The sequence below is a fragment of the Micromonospora sp. NPDC051006 genome, from assembly GCF_044456245.1.
In the GTDB taxonomy this organism is placed as follows: Bacteria; Actinomycetota; Actinomycetes; order Mycobacteriales; family Micromonosporaceae; genus Micromonospora.
Genome location: NZ_JBITFP010000004.1, coordinates 296,198 through 319,559 on the forward strand (window position 1 = coordinate 296,198; position 23,362 = coordinate 319,559).

19 protein-coding genes are annotated in these 23,362 nt (G+C 73.4%); 6 read left to right on the forward strand and 13 right to left on the reverse strand.

Annotated features, from left to right (window positions below):
- Positions 1-20: 20 nt before the first annotated feature.
- The 3 genes from ACIBBA_RS09970 to ACIBBA_RS09980 form a co-directional block, all read right to left on the reverse strand.
- Complete coding sequence (locus tag ACIBBA_RS09970) at positions 21-200, reverse strand: hypothetical protein (RefSeq protein ID WP_396695623.1); 180 nt, start codon at positions 198-200, stop codon at positions 21-23.
- A gap of 126 nt (positions 201-326) precedes the next feature.
- Positions 327-1,337 (reverse strand): mechanosensitive ion channel family protein, encoded by a 1,011-nt coding sequence (locus tag ACIBBA_RS09975; protein ID WP_396695625.1) that lies wholly within the window; start codon positions 1,335-1,337, stop codon positions 327-329.
- A gap of 59 nt (positions 1,338-1,396) precedes the next feature.
- Positions 1,397-2,056: a DUF1345 domain-containing protein gene (locus ACIBBA_RS09980; RefSeq protein ID WP_396695627.1), complete on the reverse strand. Its 660-nt coding sequence runs from the start codon at positions 2,054-2,056 to the stop codon at positions 1,397-1,399.
- A gap of 123 nt (positions 2,057-2,179) precedes the next feature.
- Here ACIBBA_RS09980 and ACIBBA_RS09985 point away from each other — a divergent pair, with 123 nt between their 5' ends.
- The gene (locus ACIBBA_RS09985; RefSeq protein ID WP_396695629.1) at positions 2,180-2,956 is read left to right on the forward strand and encodes a nucleotidyltransferase domain-containing protein; all 777 of its coding nucleotides are present in this window, start codon (positions 2,180-2,182) and stop codon (positions 2,954-2,956) included.
- Between the two features lie 5 nt (positions 2,957-2,961).
- Here ACIBBA_RS09985 and ACIBBA_RS09990 read toward each other — a convergent pair whose 3' ends face one another.
- Positions 2,962-5,412, reverse strand: coding sequence for a beta-galactosidase (locus tag ACIBBA_RS09990; RefSeq protein ID WP_396695631.1), 2,451 nt, complete (start codon positions 5,410-5,412; stop codon positions 2,962-2,964).
- A gap of 118 nt (positions 5,413-5,530) precedes the next feature.
- Here ACIBBA_RS09990 and ACIBBA_RS09995 point away from each other — a divergent pair, with 118 nt between their 5' ends.
- The 5 genes from ACIBBA_RS09995 (at position 5,531) to ACIBBA_RS10015 (ending at position 12,171) form a co-directional block, all read left to right on the forward strand.
- Positions 5,531-6,565: a LacI family DNA-binding transcriptional regulator gene (locus ACIBBA_RS09995; RefSeq protein ID WP_396695633.1), complete on the forward strand. Its 1,035-nt coding sequence runs from the start codon at positions 5,531-5,533 to the stop codon at positions 6,563-6,565.
- Positions 6,562-8,235 (forward strand): ABC transporter substrate-binding protein, encoded by a 1,674-nt coding sequence (locus tag ACIBBA_RS10000; RefSeq protein ID WP_396695635.1) that lies wholly within the window; start codon positions 6,562-6,564, stop codon positions 8,233-8,235. Before ACIBBA_RS09995 ends, ACIBBA_RS10000 begins: the two co-directional genes overlap by 4 nt.
- 61 nt (positions 8,236-8,296) lie before the next feature.
- Complete coding sequence (locus tag ACIBBA_RS10005) at positions 8,297-9,292, forward strand: ABC transporter permease (RefSeq protein ID WP_396695637.1); 996 nt, start codon at positions 8,297-8,299, stop codon at positions 9,290-9,292.
- Positions 9,293-9,323: 31 nt separating this feature from the next.
- Positions 9,324-10,253 (forward strand): ABC transporter permease, encoded by a 930-nt coding sequence (locus ACIBBA_RS10010; protein WP_350874895.1) that lies wholly within the window; start codon positions 9,324-9,326, stop codon positions 10,251-10,253.
- A gap of 1 nt (position 10,254) precedes the next feature.
- Positions 10,255-12,171: an ABC transporter ATP-binding protein gene (locus ACIBBA_RS10015; protein WP_396695639.1), complete on the forward strand. Its 1,917-nt coding sequence runs from the start codon at positions 10,255-10,257 to the stop codon at positions 12,169-12,171.
- A gap of 113 nt (positions 12,172-12,284) precedes the next feature.
- Here ACIBBA_RS10015 and ACIBBA_RS10020 read toward each other — a convergent pair whose 3' ends face one another.
- The 9 genes from ACIBBA_RS10020 to ACIBBA_RS10060 all read right to left on the reverse strand — a co-directional run bounded on the left by ACIBBA_RS10020 (position 12,285) and on the right by ACIBBA_RS10060 (position 23,342).
- Positions 12,285-13,814 (reverse strand): alpha-amylase family glycosyl hydrolase, encoded by a 1,530-nt coding sequence (locus ACIBBA_RS10020; protein WP_396695641.1) that lies wholly within the window; start codon positions 13,812-13,814, stop codon positions 12,285-12,287.
- Positions 13,811-15,652: a xylan 1,4-beta-xylosidase gene (locus tag ACIBBA_RS10025; RefSeq protein WP_396695643.1), complete on the reverse strand. Its 1,842-nt coding sequence runs from the start codon at positions 15,650-15,652 to the stop codon at positions 13,811-13,813. The genes ACIBBA_RS10020 and ACIBBA_RS10025 overlap by 4 nt, the downstream gene beginning before the upstream one ends.
- Position 15,653: 1 nt before the next feature.
- Positions 15,654-17,510: a xylan 1,4-beta-xylosidase gene (locus ACIBBA_RS10030; RefSeq protein ID WP_396695645.1), complete on the reverse strand. Its 1,857-nt coding sequence runs from the start codon at positions 17,508-17,510 to the stop codon at positions 15,654-15,656.
- Between the two features lie 187 nt (positions 17,511-17,697).
- Positions 17,698-18,885, reverse strand: a complete 1,188-nt coding sequence (dinB, locus tag ACIBBA_RS10035) for a DNA polymerase IV (protein ID WP_396695647.1) — start codon at positions 18,883-18,885, stop codon at positions 17,698-17,700.
- Between the two features lie 117 nt (positions 18,886-19,002).
- Positions 19,003-19,383: a hypothetical protein gene (locus ACIBBA_RS10040; RefSeq protein ID WP_396695649.1), complete on the reverse strand. Its 381-nt coding sequence runs from the start codon at positions 19,381-19,383 to the stop codon at positions 19,003-19,005.
- Between the two features lie 39 nt (positions 19,384-19,422).
- Positions 19,423-19,950: an N-acetyltransferase gene (locus tag ACIBBA_RS10045; protein WP_350874888.1), complete on the reverse strand. Its 528-nt coding sequence runs from the start codon at positions 19,948-19,950 to the stop codon at positions 19,423-19,425.
- A gap of 62 nt (positions 19,951-20,012) precedes the next feature.
- Positions 20,013-21,587, reverse strand: a complete 1,575-nt coding sequence (locus ACIBBA_RS10050) for a glutamate synthase-related protein (RefSeq protein ID WP_396695651.1) — start codon at positions 21,585-21,587, stop codon at positions 20,013-20,015.
- Between the two features lie 79 nt (positions 21,588-21,666).
- A complete protein-coding gene (locus ACIBBA_RS10055) occupies positions 21,667-22,080 on the reverse strand; it encodes a VOC family protein (RefSeq protein ID WP_396695653.1) in 414 nt (137 codons plus the stop codon).
- Between the two features lie 128 nt (positions 22,081-22,208).
- On the reverse strand, positions 22,209-23,342 hold the full coding sequence (locus ACIBBA_RS10060) for a peptidoglycan-binding protein (RefSeq protein ID WP_396695655.1): 1,134 nt from the start codon (positions 23,340-23,342) through the stop codon (positions 22,209-22,211).
- Between the last annotated feature and the right edge of the window lie 20 nt (positions 23,343-23,362).

The following is a 23,362-nucleotide window of genomic DNA, read 5'->3' on the forward strand; positions in this document are numbered from 1 at the left end:
CCCGAGCTCCGCGCCCCGAGTCAGCCGGCCACCAGGCGCAGACCCTGAGGGCGCGGGTCGGCGAGGCGGTCGAGCGCGGCGGCGGTGGCCGGGTCGCCGGGTAGGTGCACGATCAGCCGCTGGCCGTCGTCGGCCGGGAGTTCGAGCGTCTCGTAGGCCAGGTACAGCTCCCCGACCAGCGGGTGCGCGAAGCGGACCACCCAGCCCGGGCACCGTGCCGACGCGCCGGGTGAAGGCCTCCCCGGCGGTGACGGTCAACTCGTCGGGGTGATCAGCGCCCGATGCTGGCCCCGCTGGCGTCGGCCGGGGCGAGGTGCTGGCCAGCGTCAGGGCTTGTACTCGCTGCGGGTGCGCGGCAGCCACTGCGGATGGTGCTCGCGCAGGTATCGGACCAGGCCCTCGCGGAGGTCACAGCGCAGGTCCCAGGCGCTCGGCCCGTCCGCCGCGGAGGCCTGCACCTGGATCACCACGGTCTGCGGGGTCATGTCGACCATCTGCAGCACCCACTGGTGCCGATCCCAGAGCGGGGACGCCTCGACCAGCCGTCTCGCCTCGGCGCGGAGATCGTCCAGGTCGACGGTGTGGTCCACGTGGATCTGGACCTCACCGACCACCCGGGTCTCGTTCCGGGTCCAGTTCTGGAAGGGGCGCTCGGTGAAGTAGGTGGTGGGCAGGATGAGCATCCGGTCGTCCCAGAGCCGGATCACGACGTTGGTCAGCTTGACCTCTTCGACCCGCCCCCACTGGTCCTCGATGACCACCACGTCGCCGACGTGCAGGCCATCGGCGAACGCGACCTGGATGCCGGCGAAGGCGTTGCCCAACGCGGTCCGGGCGGAGAGGCCGATCAGCGCGCCGATCACGCCGGCCGAGGTCAACACCGAGATCCCGAAGGCGCGTACCGGTCGGAAGGTGATCAGGATCAGACCGATGGCCACGATGACGACCACCACCGAGGTGAACCGTCGTACCGGGCGGATCTGGGTGCGGGCCCGCCGGACCCGTCGACTGCGGACCTCGTGTACGGGCAGCCGACTGAATACGACGCCCTCGGCCACATGCAGTGCCTTGATCACCAGCCAGGCGACGGCGCCGACCAGGAGCAGCACGACGAGGTGCCGGGCGGCCCGCAGCGCCGGGTCCGGCCAGTCGGCCATGGCCAGGTAGAGAGCGGTGAAGAGCAGGACCGCGGCGGCCGGGCGGCGGCAGGCCCGACGCAGCGGTGCCATCAGCCACTCGTAGCCACCCCGGCCCAGCCGACGGGCCAGCACCCCGGTCATCAGGTCCAGCACCACGGCCACCGCCGCCGCGGCCAGCAGGATCAGCGCTGCTCTCATCGGCCGCCGCTCACCGCCTCACGGCTCACTTTCGTTGCCTCCCGCGTCACCGGCACCGGTCAGGACTGCCCGAGGTTGGTCACCAGGTTGATGGCCACCGCCAGGACGCCGGTGCCGAAGGTGTATGAGAGCAGCGCGTGCCCGAGCGCGACCCGCCGGATCGAGGTGCTGCTGGGTTCGTTCTCGGACACCGCGTAGGACATGCCGATGGTGAAGGCGAGGTAGGCGAAGTCGCTGTACGCCGGCGGCTGCGGCTGCTTGAAGTCGATCCCGCCGTCGGACTCGAAGTAGTACAGCCGGGCGTACTTGAAGGCGAAGACCGTGTTGACCAGCGCCCAGGACAGCACCACGGCGACCACACTCAGGATGACGGCGGCGACGGCCACCGGGTCCTGCTGGCCGGACGATCGGACCAGCGCCTGGACGACGGCGGCCAGGCTGACCGCCGCGGCGATAAGGATCGCCGAGTCCGTCGACCGGGACCGGGCCTCCGCCTCGGCTAGCCGCTCGGTGCCGTCCGCCTCGATCGGCCAGCAGACCCACCACACCCAGGCCATGACCATGCCGGCGGCCACGGTCCAGGTGACCAGCGGTGCCAGCTCCGGCGCTCCGGCCGCGCCGACGCCGAGCCCGGCGACGATCCCCACGGCGAGGGAGCACAACGCCCGCCGGACAGAGAGCAGCCGCCCGGGCGCCGGTAGGTCTGGTCGCCGCCCCATCGGCCCAGCCTGGCAACGAATCCGCCCGGTCAGCCCGGCAATGATCCGAGACCACCGGATCGTGCGGTGACCGCACCCCGCCCGGATCACGTCGATGCCGGCCGATCGGGTCAGATTGCGGGCATGGACACCGACGTTCGACGTTATCTCGGGGATCTGGTGGCGGTGGCCCGCGCGGTGCTGGGCGACAACCTGGTCGGCGCGTACGCCGCCGGCTCGGTTGGCCTCGGCGCCTACCAGGCCGGGCGCAGCGACGTCGACGTCGCGCTGGTCTGTGCGCAGGCGCTGCCCGAGCAGGCGAAGCGCGACCTGGTCGCGGGCCTGCGGCACGAGGCCCTGCCCTGCCCGGCCCGAGGGCTGGAGCTGGTCGCGTACCGCCGGTCGGTCGCCGGGGCGGGCATCGCGGAGCCCGGGTTCGAGGTCGAGCTGAACACCGGCGCCCGGATGTCGTTCCGGGCCACGTACGACCCGGGGGACCGGCCAGCCGCGGACGGGCACTTCTGGTACGCCCTGGACCGCAGCATCCTGCACCAGTGCGGCACGGCGCTGCTCGGCCCGCCGGCCGCCGAGGTGTTCGCCGACGTCACCCCCGCCGACCTGCGCCGACTCCTGGTCGACGCGTTGAGCTGGTGGCTCGCCCTGCCGACCCCGCCCGGCGACGAGCCGGCGGCCGGCACCGAGGACGCTGTGCTCGGCGCCTGCCGGTCCCTGGTCCGCGTCCGGCACGGCCGGTGGCTCTCCAAGGCGGCGGCCGGCCAGCTGCTGCTGGACGAGGGCCACCCCGGAGCCCCGGTCATCGAACGCTCCATCGCGGCCCGCGGCGGTGGCGTGCCGCCGAGCGGCCCGCAGGCGCGGGCCGTCCAGCGGCAGGTCCTCGACGAGATCAGCCGGGCCGGCTGAGCCGGTCAGCCCACGCTGATCCGGACCGGCTCCTCGTCGGGCGCGCCGGGCAGCCGGACGGTCACCCGACCGTCGCCGACGTGCACCGTGCCGCGGCTCGCGCTGACCGGGCGGTCGGTGGCCAGCACCACCTTGTCGTCGCCCTGGGTCGGGCGCAGCAGCACCGTGGCGCCGTCGAGGGCGACCAGCTCGCAGGTCGTCTCGACCAGCGTGGCGGCGCCGACCCGGATCCCGTACGGCAGGATCAGCCCGGTGCGGGCGGGCACCCGCAGCCGGCGGCCGGCGAGTACCGGCGTGCCGTGCCAGCCCAGCGCCACGGTGACCGGCGACGGTGCGACGTTGATCAGGTGCAGCAGCCGCTGCCCGGCCCGGTCCACGGTGGAGGTGAGCACCAGACCCGGCCCGTCGGCGTCCGGGGCGAGCCGGGGGCGCACCCCGAGCCGGGCCGCCGCCGCCCGCCAGAAGTCCAGGTCGCACGGCACGTCGGCGGCGACCACCAGGGCGCGGCCGTCGCCGACGGTGACCTCCACCGCGCACGGCTCCCCGGAGGCGACCTCGGTGAGCACCGACTCGGCCGTCGCGCCGGCCAGCCGCTGTGCGTAGCCGACCCGGGCCTCCGCCCGCCCGGCCGCCCAGCCGTGCCCGACCACGGAGGGGAAGTGGTGCGGCCCGCCCTCGGATCGTCCGGTGACGGTGAGCCCGAGCGCGTCGGCGAGCACCGTGCAGGGGCTGCCGTCGTGGTCCCGCTCCGGCAGCACCCCGTGCAGCAGCAGGCCGCCGCCGCGGCGCAGGTGCTCGACCAGTCGCCGCTGCACGTCCCGGCCCAGCGTCGCGGCGCTGGCCAGGGCGATCACCGGTGGCCTGCCGGCCGCCCCGGCCGCGGAGAGGCCGCCCCCGGCCGCGGAGAGGCCGCCCCCGGCGGCGGAGAGGTCGACGGCCGGGAAGGAGAAGCCGGCGAGCAGCAGCGCCCGGGCCAGCACGTCGCGGGGGCCCATGCCGCGGAACCGTTCCAGATCGGCGATCTGCTCGGCCCGCGATGCCGACGCCGGGTGGTGGTACTCGGTGAGGTAGTGGTCCGGCACGAAACCGAGCGCCAGTCCGTCGTCCTCCTCGTCGGAGTCGGCGAGCAGGTCGGCGACCCCACGGAACGCGTGCAACGCGCGCCGGGCCGCGTCGAAGGTCGGGTTGAGCCGCCCCTCCGGGTCGACCGGCGCGGCGAAGCCGTGCCGCTCACCGGTGAAGGCGATCCGGTCGTTGCCGTCGCCGACCGGTTCGGCCAGCGGCGGGTTGTAGCCGCCGGCGAAGAGGTAGAGGTTGAGCAGCCGGTTGCCCTGTGCCACGCAGAGCCGTGCCTTGAGCTCGACCGCCTCCGGCGGGTAGAGCATGGAGAGGTCCTGGCCGTAGTCGCCGTTGCCGGCCTCGAACTCCAGCGAGGTCAGCGGCTGGTCGGCGTCGTGCACGGCGGCCAGGAACGCGTTGCCGACGTACAGGTCGGCGACGTTGGTGACGGTCAGGTCGCCGAGGTAGTAGTCGGAGCCGGAGGTGACCTGCGGCTGCCCGCGGTAGGCCTCGAAGAGTTGGCTGATTCCAATCGGGAAGGTGCGGCCCCGCCCGCCTCCGGTGCCGTGCACGTTGATCAGGAACGGCACCCCGGTCACACCGTGCCGCTCGGCGGCGTCGCGCAGCTCGGCCACGTACCGCCGGTAGCGGTCGCGCATGTAGCGGCCGAGGTCGTCGTGCACCGGCAGGGAGCGCGGCTCGGCGGGCGTGCGCAGGGCCGCCGCCCAGGCCACCGGGTCGCCCGGGTCCGCGCCGATCCGCTGCGCCGCGCCGTCCTTGCCGTACCGGTCGACGGCCCAGCGCCGCAGGTCCTCGCAGAGCCCGTCGGTCAGATCGGGGGAGTTGGTCACCCAGGAGAGCATGCCGATCTCGTTGTCCAACTGGACCGCGATCACCGGTCCGCCCCGGTCGGCCAGCCGCTCGGCGATCACCGGCATCACCTCGGCGTACCAGCCGTCGGTGGCGGCCAGGAACTCCGGGGCCAGGTAGTCGATGGTCCGGGTCTCGACGGTTCGGTTGTCCCAGGTGGTCGGCAGCAGGTGCGGGTGCTCGTCGTACACCCGGTAGGGGATGCCCTCGTTCTTGACCTCGGCCATGATGAACGGGCCGGGCCGCACCACCGCGTAGAGGCCGCGCTCGTGGGCCAGGTCCAGGAAGCCGGCCAGGTCCCGCTGCTCGTGGGTACGCCCGGTGAGGTCCACGTCGCCGTTCGGCAGCTCGTGCCAGAGCCAGGGCACGTAGGTGGCCACCGTGTCGCCGCCGCACTCGCGGAGCCGGTCGAGCCGGTCGGCCCAGGCCGAGCGGGGCAGCCGGAAGTAGTGCACCTCCCCGGCGAGCAGCAGCCGGGGCCGGCCGTCGACGACGATCCTGCGGTCGTGGAGAAGCACTCGCGACATGCGGTTCGACTCTTCCTCTCGGCGGATCTTCAGGCGGTCCTCTTGTGATCTGGCGGACGCCTGCTTATGGTGCCTGAAACCGGTTTCTGTTAACCGCACGTTACGGATCGAGGGAGTCATGGGCAACAGTCGGGTCACGGTTCGGGAGATCGCCCGGCTGGCCGGCGTCTCCGTCGCCACGGTGTCCCGGGTCTCCAACGGCACCGGTCAGGTGTCGGAGGAGATGCGCCGCCGCGTCCTGGAAGCCATCGAGCAGCACGGCTACCGGCCGGACCACCTCGGCCGGGCGCTCGCCGCCCGCCGGCACGGCGCGCTCGGACTGGTCTTCCCGGGTCTGTCCGGCCCCTACTTCACCGAGCTGATCCAGGGCTTCGAGTCGGAGGCCGTGCCGGCCAGAGCCAGCGTGCACATCCTCTGCACCCATCTGCGCGAGGACTCCGACGACCAGGTGCTGGAGATGGCCCGCCGGGTCGACGGCGTCGCCGTCATCGGCGGCACCATCTCCGACCCGGCGCTGCTCCGCCTCGCCGAGATGGTGCCGGTCGTCGTGCTCGCCGGCCGGGGCCCCGAGACGGTGCCCTCGGTCAGCGTCGACAACGAGCCGGCGATGACCCGGCTGACCCGGCACCTGCTGGTCGACCACGGCCTGCGCCGCCTGAGCTTCGTCGGCAACCCGGACGGATCCCCCGACATCAGCGACCGGTGGGCCGGCTTCCGGGCCGCGCACCGGGAGCTGGACCTCACCCCGCCCGCGGAACCACTGCGGGTCGCCATGCAGCAGCCGGACGGCGTGCTCGCCGCCGAGCAGCTGTTCCGCGACCCGGCGACGGTCCCGCAGGCGGTGGTCTGCGCCAACGACGAGATCGCCCTCGGCGCCCTGGTCGGCGCGCTCGGCCGTAACCTGCGCGTACCGGAGGACGTCGTCATCACCGGCTTCGACGACGCGCCCATGGCCGCGCTCGTCTCACCCCCGCTCACCACCGTGCGGCAGCCGGTGCGCGACCTGGCCGCGGAGGCCGCTCGGCTCATCCTCGCCGCCGTCGACGCCCCCGGCGCCCCGGCACCCGACAGCATCGTCCTCCCCACCGATTTCGTCGTGCGCCGCAGCTGCGGCTGCCCGGCGGAACCCCCCACTGGAGGTACCGGCAAGTGAAACGATCGAAGCTCGCCCGGATCGCCGCCCTCGCGGCGGCCGTCGCCCTGGCCGCCAGCGGCTGCACCGGGACCGAACAGGCCTCCGGCCCCGGCACCGCAGGCCGGATCGCCTTCCTCGACTACGGTGACTTCGGCGGCGGCAGCAACCCCCAGGCCAACTACAACCCCTACCTGGACGCCAGCCGGCTCGGCGCCACCGAGTACCTCTTCGAGCAGTTGATCGCCTACGACAACTACGGCTGCCAGGCCAAGCCCTGGCTGGCCACCGAGTGGACGTGGTCCGACCCGCAGACGCTGGTCTGGAAGCTGCGCGACGGGGTGAAGTGGAACGACGGCAAGCCGTTCACCGCCGACGACGTCACCTTCACCTTCGACATGCTGAAACAACACAAGGCGTTGGACGTCAAGGGCATCTGGCGCTACCTGAGCGCCGTCGAGGCGAGCGACCCGCAGACCGTCACCATGCGGTTCGCCCAGCCCGGTGCGGCGGCGTTCACCCTCTTCAGCGAGATCAAGATCGTGCCGAAGCACGTCTGGTCCACCCAGAGCGACCCGGTGACCTTCACCAACGCAGAGAAGCCGGTCGGCACCGGACCGTTCACCGTCAAGGCGTTCAACCCGCAGCAGCTGACGCTGGGCCGCAACGCCGACTACTGGCAGGCCGACAAGGTCAAGGTCGACGAGCTCCGGTTCCACAAGGCCGACGGTGGCGGGCAGATCGACCAGCTGAAGCTCAGCCGCGGCGAGTACGACACCAACGCGATGTTCGTGCCGGACATCAAGAAGGCGTACGTCGACCGGGACCCGGCGCACAACAAGTACTGGTACCCCTCTGGTGGCTCGATCAGCGTCTACATGAACCTCACCAAGGCGCCGTTCGACGACACCGCCTTCCGCAAGGCCCTGGTGCCCGCCTTCAACCGCCAGGAGATCGTCGACAAGGCGCAGCTCGGCTACGTCAAGCCGGCGAGCCAGAGCGGACTGGTGGTGCCCGGGCAGGCGAAGTGGTTGCCGACGGACATCCCCAACCAGGGCGTGATCGGCTATGACGCGGCCAAGGCCGACGCCGACCTGACCGCCGCCGGCTACCCGCGCAACGGTGACGGCAAGCGGGTCGGCAAGGACGGCAAGCCGGTCGCCTTCAGCTTCCGGGTGCCCGGCTCGTGGACCGACTGGATGCAGGCGCAGCGGATCATCGTGGCGAACCTGACCGCGCTCGGCTTCACCGTCCGGGCCGAGACGCCCACCCCCGAGGCGTACGAGAACGACCGGGCTATCGGCAACTACGACATGCTGCTCGGCGTGCACGGCGGCAGCTGCAACATGTTCCGCAACTTCCAGGAGCCGCTGGCCAGCGACCAGTCGGCGCCGATCGGCAAGAAGGCGGTCAGCAACTTCGTGCGCTGGAACGACCCGCGCACCGACCAGCTGATCGACACCCTGCGCACCGCGACCGACGAGGCCGCCCAGAAAGCCGCCGTCGCCGACCTGACCAAGGTCATGATCGACCAGGCGCCGGTGATCCCGCTCTGGTACGGCGCAAAGTGGTTCCAGTACCGGACCGCGAAGGCGATCGGTTGGCCGAGCGAGGAGAACCCGTACGCCGCGCCCAGCGACAACCTGCTGATCATCACCAACCTGCAGCCCGCCGGGGCCGACGCCAAGTAGCCGATGGCCGGCCGGCGCCCCGCGCGCCGGCCGGCCCGTCCCGGAGAGGGGATGGCTCGCCGTGGCCTACTTCGCCCGACGCCTCCTGTTCTTCCTCGGCACCCTGTGGGCCGCCGTGACGCTCAACTTCCTGATCCCCCGGTTGCAGCCGGGCGACCCGGCCGAGGCCATCGTGTCCCGGCTGGCCGGGCAGAGCGAGAGCATCGATCCGGCCCAGCTCCAGGCGATCCGGGTCATGCTGGGCACCCCCGACGGCAACCTCTTCGAGCAGTACGTGCAGTACCTCGGCGCGGTCGTGCACGGCGACTTCGGGGTGTCCTACACCTACTTCCCGTACAGCGTGACCCACATGATCGGGCAGGCGCTGCCGTGGACGGTGATCCTGGTCGGGGTCACCCAGATCATCTCGTTCATCGTCGGCACGCTGCTCGGCACCTGGGCCGCGTACCGCCGCAACAGCCGGGTGGACTCGGTCATCACGCTCGGCTCGACGTTCCTCGGCACCCTGCCGTTCTTCTGGCTCGCTCTGCTGCTCATCTACGTCTTCGCGATCACCCTGCGCTGGTTCCCCGAACGCGGCGGCTACGGCGGCGGAAGCTCACCCGGTTGGAGCTGGATCTTCATCTCCGACGCCTTCCAGCACAGCGTCCTGCCCGCGGTCGCGCTGCTGATCACGGGCCCGATCGGCTGGATCATCGGCATGCGCAACAACATGGTGCAGAGTCTGGGCGAGGACCACACCCGCCTCGCCGTCGCCCGCGGCCTGCCCCGCCGCCGGGTCGCCATCACCTACGGCGCGCGCATCGCGATCCTGCCCAATGTCACCGGCTTCGCCATCGCGCTGGGCAGCATCCTCGGCGGCACGGTGCTGGTCGAGACGGTCTTCAACTACCCGGGCATGGGGCGGCTGCTGCTGGAGTCGGTGTCCAGCCGGGACTATCCGCTGATGCAGGCGATCTTCCTGTTCACCACGATCGGCGTGCTGGTGGCGAACTTCCTCGCCGACCTCCTGTACGGCTTCCTCGACCCCCGGGTGCGAAAGGCGGAGTCGGTATGAGCAACGACCACGACGAGCGGGGTGGGGTCGCGTGAGCACCCCCGCTCCCGCCGTACCGGCGCCCGGCCGGGACAGCGAAGGTGTCCAGGCCACCGCCCGTGAGCTGTCCCGCGGCAGCCGACTGCCCGGCTGGTTCGTCATCCTCTGGCGCAACCGCAAGTGCCGCATCGGCCTGCTGATGCTCGCCGCGTTCATCCTGGTCGCCGCCCTCGCGCCGCTGATCGCGCCGTACGACCCGCGCGAGGACGCCTTTCCCACCTCGCTCGGCCCGACCGGCAGCCACTGGCTGGGCACCACCGCCCAGGGCGAGGACGTCTTCTCCCAACTGGTCGTCGGCGCCCGCACCTCGCTGGTCGTCGGCCTCGCGGCCGGCCTGCTCTGCACCCTGATCGGGCTGGTGATCGGGCTGACCGCGGGCTACCTGGGCGGCTGGGTCGACGAGGTGCTGTCGTTCCTGATCAACCTCGGTCTGGTCGTGCCGGCGCTGCCGCTGATGGTGACCCTCGCCGCGTACGCCCCGGTCCGCGGCCTCTGGCTGATCATCTTCGTGATCAGCGTGACCGGCTGGGCGTACGGCGCCCGGATCAAGCGATCGCAGATCATCACCCTGCGCACCCGCGACTACATCACCGCGGCCCGGTTCGCCGGTGACGGCACCTTCCGGATCATCGCCCGGGAGATCGTGCCCAACATGACCTCGCTGATCGTGGTCGGCTTCATGGGCGCGGCGCTCGGCGCGATCGGCGGCGAGGCGGGGTTGGCCTTCCTCGGGCTCGGCGACCCGCAGACCGTCAGCTGGGGGACGATGCTCAACCAGGCCAGCCTCGGCGGCGCGCTGCTCACCGGCCAGTGGGCCTGGCTGATCGCCCCGGGCCTGGCGCTCTCCCTCCTGATCACCTCGTTCACGTTGATCAACTTCGGCATCGACGCGCTGAGCAACCCCCATCTGCGGGAGGACTGAGATGACCCTGCTCGAGGTCGACCACCTCTCTGTCACCTACACCCCGCACGACCAGCCGCCGAACCGGGCCGTGCACGACGTCTCGTTCCGCATCGCCGAGGGCGAGTTCGTCGGCCTGCTCGGCGAATCCGGCTGCGGCAAGTCCACCCTGGGCAACGCGGTGCTGCGACTGCTCTCCCCACCGGCCCGGATCACCGGCGGCCGGGTCACCTTCGACGGCGTCGACCTGACCGCCGCCGACGAGGAGCAGCTGCGCCGGCTGCGCTGGGTCGACCTCTCCACCGTCTTCCAGAGCAGCATGAACTCGCTCAACCCGGTGATCCGGGTACAGGCCCAGTTCGCGGACACCTTCGCCGCGCACAAGGTGCCCGGCGACGTCACCGAGCGGGCCACCGAGCTGCTCGAGCTGGTAGCCCTGGACCGGCGGGTGCTGCGCGCGTACCCGCACGAGCTCTCCGGGGGGATGAAGCAGCGGGTGGCGCTGGCCCTCGCCCTCGCCCTGCGACCCAAGCTGGTGCTGCTGGACGAGCCGACCACCGGCCTCGACGTGGTGGTGCAGCGTGGCATCCTCACCCGCCTGGCCGAGCTGCGCCGCGAGCTGGGCTTCGCCGTGCTGTTCATCAGCCACGACCTCGGCACCGTGCTCGACATGGCCGACCGGGTGATGGTGATGTACGGCGGCGAGGTTGTCGAGGACCGCGCCGCCGCCGACATGCTGCGCGAGCCACGGCACCCGTACACCCGGGGCCTGCTCGGCTCGTACGCCGACCCGCGACTGCCCGACGTGCGGGTCACCTACATCCCGGGCCGGCCGCCGGATCTGTCCCGTACGCACTCCGGCTGCCTCTTCACCCCGCGCTGCCCGCACGCCGAGGACGCCTGCCACACGGCTCACCCGGAGCTGCTTCCCGACCACGGCGGGCTGGTCCGCTGCCTGGTCGCCCAGGACGACCGGCTGCCGGTGGTCACCCTCGGCACCCCCGACGCGGCGGCCACCCTCGGCAGCCACTTCCCGGCCACCGGCACGCCGACCCCGCGCACCGACGCGCCCGACGACGCCGTCCTCCGGGTCGAGCGGGTGACCAAGCGCTACACCAGCCGGCACGGGCTGCGCAGCAGCACCGTCGAGGCGGTCCGGGACGTGTCCCTCGCGCTGCGCCCCGGCGCGGTGACCGCCCTGGTCGGGCAGAGCGGCAGCGGCAAGTCGACGCTCGCCCGGATCGTCACCGGGGTGGAACGCCCGAGCAGCGGCGAGGTCCGGTTCACCGGCGACGGCGGAGGCGAGGTCCGGTTCACCGGCGACGGCGGCGGCGAGTTCCGGGTCGACCGGCTGCGCGGCCGGGCCCTGCGCGACTACCGCCGGCACGTGCAGATGGTCTTCCAGGACCCGTTCAGCGCCCTGAACCCGACCCGCACCGTCGGGTACGCCCTGTCCCGGCCGCTGGCCAACTTCGCCGGGCTGCGCGGCGACGCGGCCCGCGAACGGGCCGCCCAACTGCTGGAGAGCGTGGGCCTCGCCCCGGCCGGGCAGTTCCTCGACAAGCTGCCGCACCAGCTCTCCGGCGGTCAACGGCAGCGGGTGGTCACCGCCCGCGCCCTGGCGCCCGAGCCGCGGGTGCTGATCGCCGACGAGCCGATCTCCATGCTGGACGTGTCGATCCGCGCCGAGATTCTGGAGCTGCTCGGCGCGCTGGTCCAGGACCGCCGGCTGGCGATGCTCTACATCACCCACGACCTGCTCAGCGCCCGGCTGCTCGCCGACGAGGTGCTGGTGCTCAACCAGGGCGTGCTGGTGGAGCGCGGTCCGACCCGGGACGTGATCGGATCGGCCCGCGACCCCTACACCCGGCTGCTGCTCGACTCGATCCCCAACCCGTTCGCCGACACCGCCGGCCGGGAGACCACGCCGTCGGCGTGACCCTGCACCCGGGCCGGGAGACCTGCCCGTCGGCGTGACCGGGCACCCCGGTCGGCCCTCGCGCGCGACGGGGAAGGTCCGGCCGGGGACCCGGCCGGATCGGCCCAGGCCGGTCAAACGAGCCAGGCGGTCGCCCGGACGGGCAGCGTCTCCTCGGCGGCGGCGCTGGCCAGCAGCACCCGGTCCCCGTACGGACGCCAGTCCACCGGCGCCTCACCCAGGTTCACCAGGCAGGTCGGCCCGTCCGGCCCGCGCCGGAAGGCGAGACATCCGGCCGGGGCGTCCCGCCAGGTCAACTCCGCCGGCCGGCCGTGCCACCAGGTCCCGCGCAGCGACAACGCCGCGCGGGTCAGGGCCAGCGCGGAGGTCCGGTCGTGGCGCTGGCCGGCCACCGAACGGGCGCCCCAGCCGGCCGGCTGGGGCAGCCAGGGCGTCGAACCGGCCGGGCCGAAACCGTACGGCGGCGGTCCCTCGGTCCACGGCAGGGGCACCCGGGCGCCGTCGCGGCCCCGGTCGGCGCCGCCGGAGCGCCGGTACACCGGATCCCGGATCGCCTCGTCGGCCAGCGTCACCTCGGGCAGACCCAACTCGTCGCCCGCGTAGAGGTAGACCGCGCCGGGCAGCGCCAGCATCAGCAGCAGCACCGCACGCGCGCCGTCCGGCCCCCACCGCTCGGCTGCCCGCCGCACGTCGTGGCTGCCGTGCACCCAGGTCGGTAGCCGACCGTGCCGGGTGGTGGCGGCCAGCAGCGCCCGCACCCCGTCCCGCCACGACTGTGCCCGCAGCGGCCAGTAGAGCGGGTCCATCGCGAACGCCTGCCCCAGCTCGTCCGGGCGCAGGTAGGGCGCGAGCACCTCCGGGCCGCCCCAGGTCTCGGCCACCCCGAGCCGTTCGCCCGGGTACGACGCCAGCTCGCGCGCCCACCGGCGGTAGATCTCGTGCACCTCGTCGCGATCGCTGTACGGGGCGGCATCGCCGGGTCGCCAGCCGGCCGGCAGCGCCGGGTAGTCGGGGTCCTTCGACAGCGAGCCCGCCGCGTCGAAGCGGATCCCGTCCACCCCGCGGTCCAGCCAGAACCGCAGCGTGGCCAGCGCGTCCGCGGCCACCTCCGGGTGCTCGTGGCGCAGGTCGGGCTGTTCGATGTCGAAGAGGTGCAGGTACCACTCGCCGTCGCCGAACGGCGCCCACGCCGGGCCGCCGAAGATCGACGGCCAGTTGTTCGGCGGCTGGTCACCGCGCGGCCCGCGTCCGGGCCGGACGTGGAACCGGCCGCGCTCCGGCGACCCCGGGCCGGCGGCCCGTGCGGCGACGAACCACGGATGGGCGGTGGAGACGTGGTTGAGCACCAGGTCGACCAGCACCCGCAGGCCGAGCCGGTGCGCGTCGGCGACCACCCGGTCCAGGTCGGCGAGGGTACCCAGCCGGGGGTCGACGTCCCGGTGGTCGACCACGTCATAGCCCGCGTCGTGGTCGGCGCTGGGATAGAACGGGGTCACCCACACCGCGTCCACGCCGAGGGCGGCCAGGTAGGGCAGCCGGGCGCGCAGGCCGGGCAGGTCGCCGAGTCCGTCGCCGTCGGCGTCGGCGAAGGAGCGCAGGTACACCTCGTAGGTGACGGCCTCGCGCCACCACGGTCCGGTCATCGGGGGGTCAGCTCCACCAGGGACAGCGCCGGCATGGGCAGGATCATCGGCAGCACCAGGTGACCCTCGTCCGGCGTCAGGGTCGTCGGCGGTGCCGCGTCGGCGAGCTGGTCGGCGGCGCGCAGCCCGGCCCACTGCTCGGCGGTGGGCCAGCCGTCGACGCCGAGCCGGCGAGCCGTGGCGGCCAGGTTGGAGGTCCGCTCGTCCAGCCGTCGGTGCCGCAGCTGATACGCCCCGGCGGTCAGCCCGTCGATCCGCAGCCGGACGGTGCGAGCCAGCCGGCGGCGCTGCTCGGGCCGGTCCAGCACGCCCTGGTCCAGCGTGCAGTTCCAGAGCAGCACCGCGACCCGCCCGGTCTGCGGGTCGACCGACGGCCAGGCCCGCACGAGCGTGCCGGCGCCGTCGCCGTCGAGCCGCGCGGCCAACCGCACCGGCCCGAGCCGCTCCAGCATCCACAGCGCCCAGTACCGGGGCTTGGCCAGGTTGCCGACCGAGAGCAGCCCGAACCCGCCGTGCAGCAGCGCGGGTGGGCGGCCCAGCTCCTCGAAGTGGTCGCTCGCCACCCAGCAGGCCAGCGCCGCCACTCGTCCGGCCGCCTCGTACATCCCGGTGGCCACGAACGCCGCCGACAGCACCGAGTCGTTCACCGGTGCGAAGTGGGTGGGGGAGGGGCCCCACTCGGTCCAGTGCAGCGGGGTGTCGGCCCGGCCGTGCCGGGCCAGGGCCGGACGCAGGTCCAGCGGCGGGCTGCCGTAGACGTGGGTGGAGAGGAAGTCCAACGGCGCGCCGGAGGCGTCGACGTGGTCGAGGAACGGCTCGATCCACTTCGTCGCGGCGGTCGCCGGCCCGCCGACCGGCAGGCCGGGGCAGGCCTCGCGCACCGCCCGGGCGGTCACGTCGTACATCCGCAGGTAGTCCTCGCGGCTGCCGGTCCAGAAGCAGTCCAGGTCCGGTTCGTTCCACACCTCGACCGCCCACCGCCGCAGCTCGCCGTCGCCGACCCGGGCCCGCAGGTGCCGCACCAGGTCGCCGACGAGTGCCGCCCACCGGTCCCAGTCCCGGGGCGGGCTGGACACACCGGCCGCGGTCACCTGCCGGGACGGGTCGCGGGCCAGCGCCCGGGGCACGAACGACAGCTCCAGCAGCGGCCGCAAACCGGTCGGCGCCAGCGCGTCCAGCACCGCGTCGATGCCGCTGAAATCGTGCACCGGGCGGCCGTCGACCTCCCGGTAGACGCCCAGGTCGTCACCGAGGATGCCGTGCGCGCGGACCCGCCGCACACCCAGCTCACGGTGTACCCGGCCGAGCGCGGCGGCCAGCCCGTCGCCCATCGGCTCGCCGCCCACCCGGTCGCGGCAGAGCAGCAGGCTCAGATGCTCGGAGCCGACCAGGTCCCGCCATGGTCGGTGCACCGGCCCGACCGGGCGACCCGCGTCGACGTCCACCTCGACCAGGGCGTCGCCGTCAGTCCGCGCCGCGACCGGCGCCGATACCGGCCCGAGCGGGCCGTCGTCGGGCCGGTCCGGGTCGTGCACCGGCCGCACCGCGTACCGCACCGTCCGTCCGGGTTCGACGGTGGTGTCGGCGTACGGCGGGCCGGGAACCGCGAGCAGGTCGCCGCCGCGATGGTCGACCACCCGGTACGGGCCGTCGCCGTCGGCCCGGTGCACCAGGTAGCCGGCGGCGCCGGGCACCGGATCCCAGTCGACGTCGACCTGCCCCCGCCCGGCCCGTACCCGGACGCCGCCGGCGGCGGTCGGTCCCGACCCCGCCGGGGGCGTGGCCGGCCCGGCGGGGCCGGTGGCGGAGGTCGCCGCCCACGGCGCGGTGGCCGCCACGTCAGACCCCGGCCACCTCGACGAGGACCGCGCCCGGCTGCGGCAGGTGCAGCTCCAGCACCGCGGCCGTGCCGTCCGCGACGACGTCCACCTTCTCCACCGTCAGCGAGTCGGCGGCGCGCAGCGCGTCCCACTGCTCCCCGACCGGCCACTCGGCGACGCCGAGCCGCTCGGCGAGCGTGGTGATGTCGCCGTGCTCGCGGTCGAGCCGGGTCACGGTCACCGTGCGGCCGGCGGCGCCGTCGACTGCGAGGCGGATCTGCCGGGCCAGTGCCGGGTCGCCGTCCCGCTTGGACTGGTCGAGAGTGGCGGCCCAGAGCAGGATCGCCAGGCTGCCGTCCGCCCGCCGGCTGGCCCAGGTCTGCACCAGCCCGTCGGCGCCGTCACCGGTGGCCGGCACCGGCAGCTCGGTCTCGCCGAGCTGGCTGAGCATCCGCAGCGCGTGGTAGCGGGGCTTGGCGAGACCGCCGACGGTGATCAGGCCGAAGCCGCCGTGCAGCAGCCGCGGCGGCCGGCCCAGCTCCTCGAAGTGGTCGCTGGCCACCCAGTAGGAGAGGGCGTCGACCCGGCCGGCGGCCGAGCGCATGCCGGTGAGCAGGAAGGTGGCCGCCGAGGTGCCGTCGTTGACCGGGTGGAAGTGGGTGGGGGTGACACCCCACTCGGTCCAGAGGATCCGCGCGTGCGGGAAACCGAGCCGGCGCAGGGTCGGGCGCAGATCCAGCGGCGGGCTGCCGTAGGTGTGCGTGGAGACGAAGTCCACCGGCGCGCCGGAGCGGCGGGCATGGGCGAGCAGCGCGTCGACCCACCCGGCGGCCGCGGAGGACGGCCCACCGACCGGGATCCGCGGGTCGACGTCCTTGACCGCCCGGGCGGTCACGTCGTACAGCCGCATCCACTCGTCGCGGGTGCCGGACCAGAACACCTCGAGGTTGGCCTCGTTCCACACCTCGAAGTCCCAGCCGAGCACCTCCTCGCCGTAGCGGTCGAGCAGGTGCGCGACCATGGTGCGGACCAGCTCCGCCCAGCGGTCCCAGTCCTTCGGCGGGGAGATCACGCCCCGGTACTGGAAGACCGTCCGTTCCGGATCGCTGGCCAGGTCGCGCGGCATGAAGCCGATCTCGACGACCGGCCGCAGCCCGGTGGCGAGCAGCAGGTCGTAGACCCGGTCGACGCCGGAGAAGTCGATCACCGGAGCGCCGTCGACCTCGCGGTAGACGCCGAGGTCGTCGTGCAGGATCGCGTGCGCCCGGACCGTCTCGACCCCGATCTCGTCGCGTACCCGGCGCAGCGCGGCGAGCAGTTCACCGCCGATCTCCCTGCCGCCGGAGAGGTCCGTGCAGAGCAGCTGGGAGAGCCGCTCACTACCGATCATCGGCTGCCACGGCCGGGGCAGCGGGGCACCGGCTGCGGCTGCGTCCACCGTCAGCTCGACGGTCGGCGTCACGCCGGTGGCGGGCCGGGACGCGCAGGTCACCGGCGCGCCGAGCGGGCCGGTGACGGTGACCTCGGGGACGGCGGCCACCGCGTACGCGTACGGCTGCCCCGGTTCGCCGGTGGTGTCGACGTACCAGGTGTCCGGGACGGAGAGAACGTCACCGCCGAGGTGGTCGACCGGGGTCAACTCGGCCGCCGGGGCGCCGTCGCGCAGCGGCGCGCGGTGCACCAGGTAGCCCACCGCGCCGGGCACCGGGGACCAGGAGAGGCGCACGTGACCGACCCCGGCGAGCGCGGTCAGTCCGTCGGGCGGCGCGAGGTCAGGAGCGCCGTCCGTCGTGCCCTCCTCGTCGCTGCGCAGCGCGATCCGCGCCTCCCAGTCGGTGCGGGCGTCGGCCGGCTGGTGGTCGCTGGTGCTCGTCACCGGGGGTACCTCCTGGGGTGTCACGGGGTCCGGTCCGAGCACTGTAACCGGTTTCTGCGCCCATCGCGCCCCCGCGAACCGCACTTTCTCGGCTGCCCTGATCCGGTTCGGACCACCGGCTTCGCCCACCCCGCGGCCGGCCTCGACACCGGGCTGATCGCTTCCGGACGTCGTTTGGAGCGTCCGGTCAGTCCGGCAGGCGGGGCATCTCCGGGCCGGCGTCCCGGCCGAGCAGCACCGCCCGGGTGAGCGCCGCCGTGCCGAAGCGGTCCCGGACCGCGTCGACGGCCGCGTCCAGGTCGGCGCCGGGATCGCGGTCGAACGGCAGCGGCGGCTGGACCGGGGCGTCGTCCAGGTTGCCCACCGACACGCCGAGCAGCGTGACGCCCCGCCGCTCGATCTCCGGACCCGCCGTCCGCAGCAGGGCCCGGGCCGCCCCGAGCACCACGCCGGTGTCGTCCGTCGCCTTGCCGAGAGTGTGCGACCGGGTCGCCCTGCTGTAGTCGGCGAAGCGCAGCCGCAGCACCACCGTCCGGCCGCTGCGGTCCGCCGCCCGCAGTCGCCGGGTCACCCGGTCCACCAGCCCGGCGAGGATGGCGCCCAGCTCGGCCGGCGCGTGCGGGCCGCGGCCGAGCGCGTGCTGCGCGCCCATCGAGCCGCGCCGCCGACCCACCTGCACCGGCCGGGGATCGCGGTTGTGCGCCAGCGCGTGCAGGTGCCGACCCGCGCCCTTGCCGAGCATCGAGACCAGCGCCGCCTCGCCGAGCCGGGCCACCTCGCCGACGGTGCGGATCCGCCGCTCGCGCAGCTTCGCCGCCGTCACCGGGCCGACCCCCCAGAGCCGCTCCACCGGCAGCGGATGTAGGAAGGCCAGCTCGCCGTCGGGCGGGACGAGCAGCAGACCGTCCGGCTTGGCCACCCCGCTGGCGACCTTGGCCAGGAACTTGGTCCGGGCCACCCCCACCGTGATGGGCAGCCCGACCTGCTCGCGGACCTCGCGGCGCAGCCGGGCCGCGATGTCGGCCGGCGGCCCGACCAGTCGGCGCAGGCCGCCCACGTCGAGGAACGCCTCGTCCACCGAGAGCCCCTCGACCAGCGGGGTGGTCTGCCGGAAGATCTCGAAGACCGCCCGGCTGGCCGCGGTGTAGGCCGACATCCGGGGCGGCACCACGATCGCTTCCGGGCAGAGCCGGCGCGCCTGGTGACCGCCCATCGCGCTGCGTACGCCGCGGGCCTTCGCCTCGTAGCTGGCGGCGAGCACCACCCCGCCGCCGACGATCACCGGGCGGCCACGCAGCCGTGGAAAGTCCCGCTGCTCGACCGAGGCGTAGAACGCGTCCAGGTCGGCGTGCAGGATGGTGGCCCCGGTCGACACGAACATATGTTCGCACGGCCGCGACGAAGCCGGCACTGACCTGCCCGAACGCGCGCACCCCGCCGGTCGGTCAGGACGCCGGCGGGCCGGGTCCGGTGGCCGCCGGCGTAGCGCCGGTCACGCGACCCGGGGCGCGGGCACGATCGGCAGCACGGTGCGGTGCGCGGGCCCGGCGGTCTCACCGGGCGCGTCGGCGGCCCGGGCCGGCGGGATCGCGGCGCGGCGCACCACCGTCACCCGTGGGTCGGTCCGGTCCGGCGGCGTGGCGTCGGGCGGTGCGTCCGCCGTGCCGCCCCCGGAGATCTCGGTGAGCAGGGACAGCAGTCGCGGCAGGTCGCCGGTGGCCATCCGGAACGATCCCCGGCACACCGCGCCGCTCCAGAGCGACAGCACCACGGCATCCCGGTCCGGGTGGTAGCTGACACGCATCGTCCGGTCCTCGCCCCGGCTGTCGGCGAACAGGTCACCGAAGCTGGGTATCGGCAGCACCTCTCCCATGGCAACCAGAATGCAACACTCCGGTCACCGGGCGGAAGGTCAGAGGTCGTTGAACGGCGACGCGTACGCGAACTCGCCGCGGATCGTCGGATCCCAGGCGCTGAGCGGGCGGGCCATGAAGTAGCGCGGCCCCCACTGCGGCACCGGCGGGGTGACGCCGTGCTCGACCGCGGGCCGGAACCCGAAGCGCGGGTAGTAGTCGGGGTGCCCGAGCAGCACCACCAGCGGCTCGTCCCGGGCGTCCGCCGCAGCGAGCACGGCGTGCATCAGCGCCGAGCCGACCCCGCGGCGCTGCCACTGCGGCAGCACGCCCAGCGGCCCGAGACCCAGCGCGACCGGCCGTCCGGCCACCAGCGCCCGGGTGCAGACCACGTGCCCGACGACCTGACCGTCGGGGTCGACCGCCACCAGCGACAGCGCCGGCACCCAGCCGGCGTCGGCGCGGAGCGCGTCTACCAGTGGGGCCTCGACGGGGACGGCGTCCGGCGCGTCCGGCTTGGCGAAGGCGGCGGTGTGCACCGCCCGGATGGCGTCGACGTCGGCGGCGGTCTCTCGTCTGATCAGCACCGGCTCACGATAGGGACGCGGCCGCGCCGGCGCCCCCTCATTTTCTGCGGCGCGGACGCGGCTCAGCCGACCGCCGTCGGCGACGGTGGGGCGCTGCCGCCCTGGGGCGCCTCCCCGGCCATCAGTCGGACGATCTCCGTGCGGTCCGCCGGCGAGGGCAGCCCCCACTCGGGGCGGTAGCTGTACATCTCGTGCAGCGGAATCGTGCCGCCGCGACCGTCCAGGATCTCCACCGCGGTCGTGTCGACCAGCCCGGGGTGCTCGACCCCGCACGCCTCGGCGACCCGCATCAGGTCGCGGCGCAGGGTCCGGACGTAGTGCGCCGCCCGCACCGACTTCAGCGCCGGGTCCAGGCCCCGGGCCAGCCAGGCGTTCTGGGTGGCGACGCCGGTGGGGCAGGTGTCGGTGTGGCACTTCTGCGCCTGGATACAGCCGATGGAGAGCATCGCCTCCCGGCCCACGTTGACCATGTCGCAACCCAGCGCGAACGCCACCATCGCGTTGTCGGGCAGGCCGAGCTTGCCCGAGCCGACGAAGACCACCTGCTCGTGCAGGCCGTGCTCGGCGAAGACCCGGTAGATCCGGGGAAAGCCCTGCTGGAAGGGGAGCGAGACGGAGTCGGTGAAGATCAGAGGCGCGGCGCCCGTACCGCCTTCCCCACCGTCGACGGTGACGAAGTCGACGCCGCGGCCGGTGTCCCGCATCAGCCCGGCCAGCTCCTGCCAGAAGCCGAGGTCGCCGACCGCCGACTTGATGCCGACCGGCAGTCCGGTCTCGGCGGCGAGCAGCTCCGCCCAGTCCAGCAGGCTGTCGCAGTCGGTGAACTCCGCGTGCCGGGACGGGCTGACGCAGTCCCGCCCCGCCGGGATGCCTCGCGTCGCGGCGATCTCGGCGGAAACCTTCGCGGCGGGCAGCAGCCCGCCGAGGCTCGGCTTGGCCCCCTGGCTCAGCTTGATCTCCAACGCCCGCACCGGCGCGCCGGCGACCAGCTCCTTGAGCCGGTCCAGGCTGAAGCGCCCCCGCTCGTCCCGGCAGCCGAAATAAGCCGTGCCGATCTGGAACACCAGCTCACCGCCGTTGCGGTGGTACGGCGACAGCCCGCCCTCGCCGGTGTTCTGCAGGCATCCGGCGAGCGCCGCGCCCCGGTTGAGCGCCTCGATGGCGTTGCCCGAGAGGGAGCCGAAGCTCATCCCGGAGATGTTCACCACCGACTGCGGGCGGAAGGCGCGGGCCCGGCCGCGGGACTCACCGAGCACCTTGGCGCAGGGCAGCCGCACCTCCTGCCCGGCGCCCGGCGCGGACGGCGGTACGGCCCGGCCGAAGGTGCGGTGCTTGATGATCGGATAGCCGGGGGTGTGCTCGATGTCGTTGTCGGTGCCGAAGCCGAAGTAGTTGTTCTGCTGCTTCGCCGACGCGTACACCCAGCGGCGCTGGTCCCGGGTGAACGGCCGCTCCTCGTTGTTGCCGGCCACGATGTACTGCCGCAGCTCCGGCCCGATCGCCTCCAGCAGGTAGCGCGCCCGGCCGAGGACCGGGAAGTTACGCAGCAGCGCGTGGTCGCGCTGGACCAGGTCCCGCGCGGCGAGCGCCGCGACGGCGGCCGCGGCCAGGGGTACCGCTCGACGTGCCCATTTCATCCCCGCACTCTTTCCGGGATCGGCGTGGGGCAAACAGGCGCCGGCGGCGTTCAGATCGTCGCCGAGGGCGGGGCGTGGGTCAGCCCTGCGGCTGGGAGATGTTGACCATCCACGCGATGCCGAACGGGTCGGTGCACATCCCGAACTCGTCGCCCCACATCTGCTTCTCCAGCGGCATCACCACCGCGCCGCTCTCGCTGAGCTGCGTCCAGTAGCCGCGCAGCTCGTCGCCGTCGTCGCCACTGAGGCTGATGCTGATGTTGTTGCCCGGGCTGTGCTCCATCCCGGGCGGGAGGTCCGAGGCCATCAGCGTGAAGCCGCGCTCGGTCTCCAGCTGGGCGTGCATGATCTGGTCGGCCAGCGCCGGGTCCTGCTCGCCGACCTCACCGAACGTGTTCATTCGCAGGTCGCCGCCGAAGACCCGGTGATAGAACTCCATCGCCGCGCGGGCGTTGCCGGGGAAGTTGAGATACGGGTTGAGTCGAGAAGCCACAGCACCCTCCTTGGTCGTGACCTGCGTCATCGTCGCAGAGCAGCGGGGGTGGGGCAACGAACCGGGAGCGCGTTTCGGCGGGGGAGACGCCGGGCGTCGACGCTTCCCCCGCCGGTTACGCCCACGGGTCAGCGGCGCTTGAAGGACTGCCGAACCACACCGCCGACGATCGCGCACCAGGTGCTGGTGGTGACCTTGCCGTTGCGGGGCAGGCCGTGCAGGGCCTGCAGGTCCTTGACGGCCTTCATGGTGACGTAGTCGTACTCGCCGGTGACGGTGACCTCGGCGTAGCCCTTGATGTTGAGGATGAACTGCACCGCTTGGACCGGCAGCCCGGTGGCGTCCTTGTCCAGCTCCGGCGCCAGGGTCTCCCACGTCTGCGGGGTGAGCGTGGCGTCGACGTCCACTGGGAGGCCGTTGCGGTACTGCCAGTCCTGCACGGCGGCCACGGTCGCCGCGTCGAAGACGCTGTTGATCGGCACGGTGTAGCCGCGGTGCGCGAGCAGATACTGCACCACCTGCACGGCCGGGGAGCTGACGAAGCGCCACAGGTCCGGCCAGCGCCGGGCCGGCACGTCGGAGAGGTCGGTGTCGAGGGCCTGGAACACCCGGCGGCGCAGGGTCGGGAACTGCCGGTAGAAGGCGGCGCCCGGGCACTGCGTGTTGCGGAAGTCCCAGTGGCCGAAGATGTCGTGCGCGTGCAGCCCGTACTGCTGGCAGATCGTGACGCAGAGCTTGACCAGCGAGTCCAGCAGCGCCTGCGGCGGGGTCTCGGTGACGTAGGTGCCCTCGTTCTCGATCCCGATGGCTCGCCCGTTCTCACCGGGGCAGTGCGCCGAGATCATCTGGCGGTCGCCGGCCTGCAGCCGTTCCAGGCTGCCTCGCCGGCCCTCCAGAACGTAGCCGCCGCGGCTGACGGTGAAGTGCTGCCCGGTGTCGGACCAGCCGTTGCCGTCCATGTGCAGGTCCTGGCAGTCGCGGGCCAGCTTGATGGCCTGCGCCTCGGAGTAGTCGGTGACGTTCGGGAATGCCATGTGGTGCACGATGATCTTGTTGGTGGCGATGGCGCTGACCGACAGCGGGTCGGCCGGCGGGCGCGCCCCCCACTCGTCGCAGCTGTAGATCCAGTCCAGGTCCGCGCCCGGGTCCGCCTGGGCGGCGGCCGGGAAGGCGAGTTCGCTCCCGACGACCGCGACCGTCGCGGCGCCGAGGCCGGCCCGCAGCAGGGTACGGCGGTCCAGTTCGGAATGGTCGAGGTGCATGACATCTCCTCTGCGGCCAG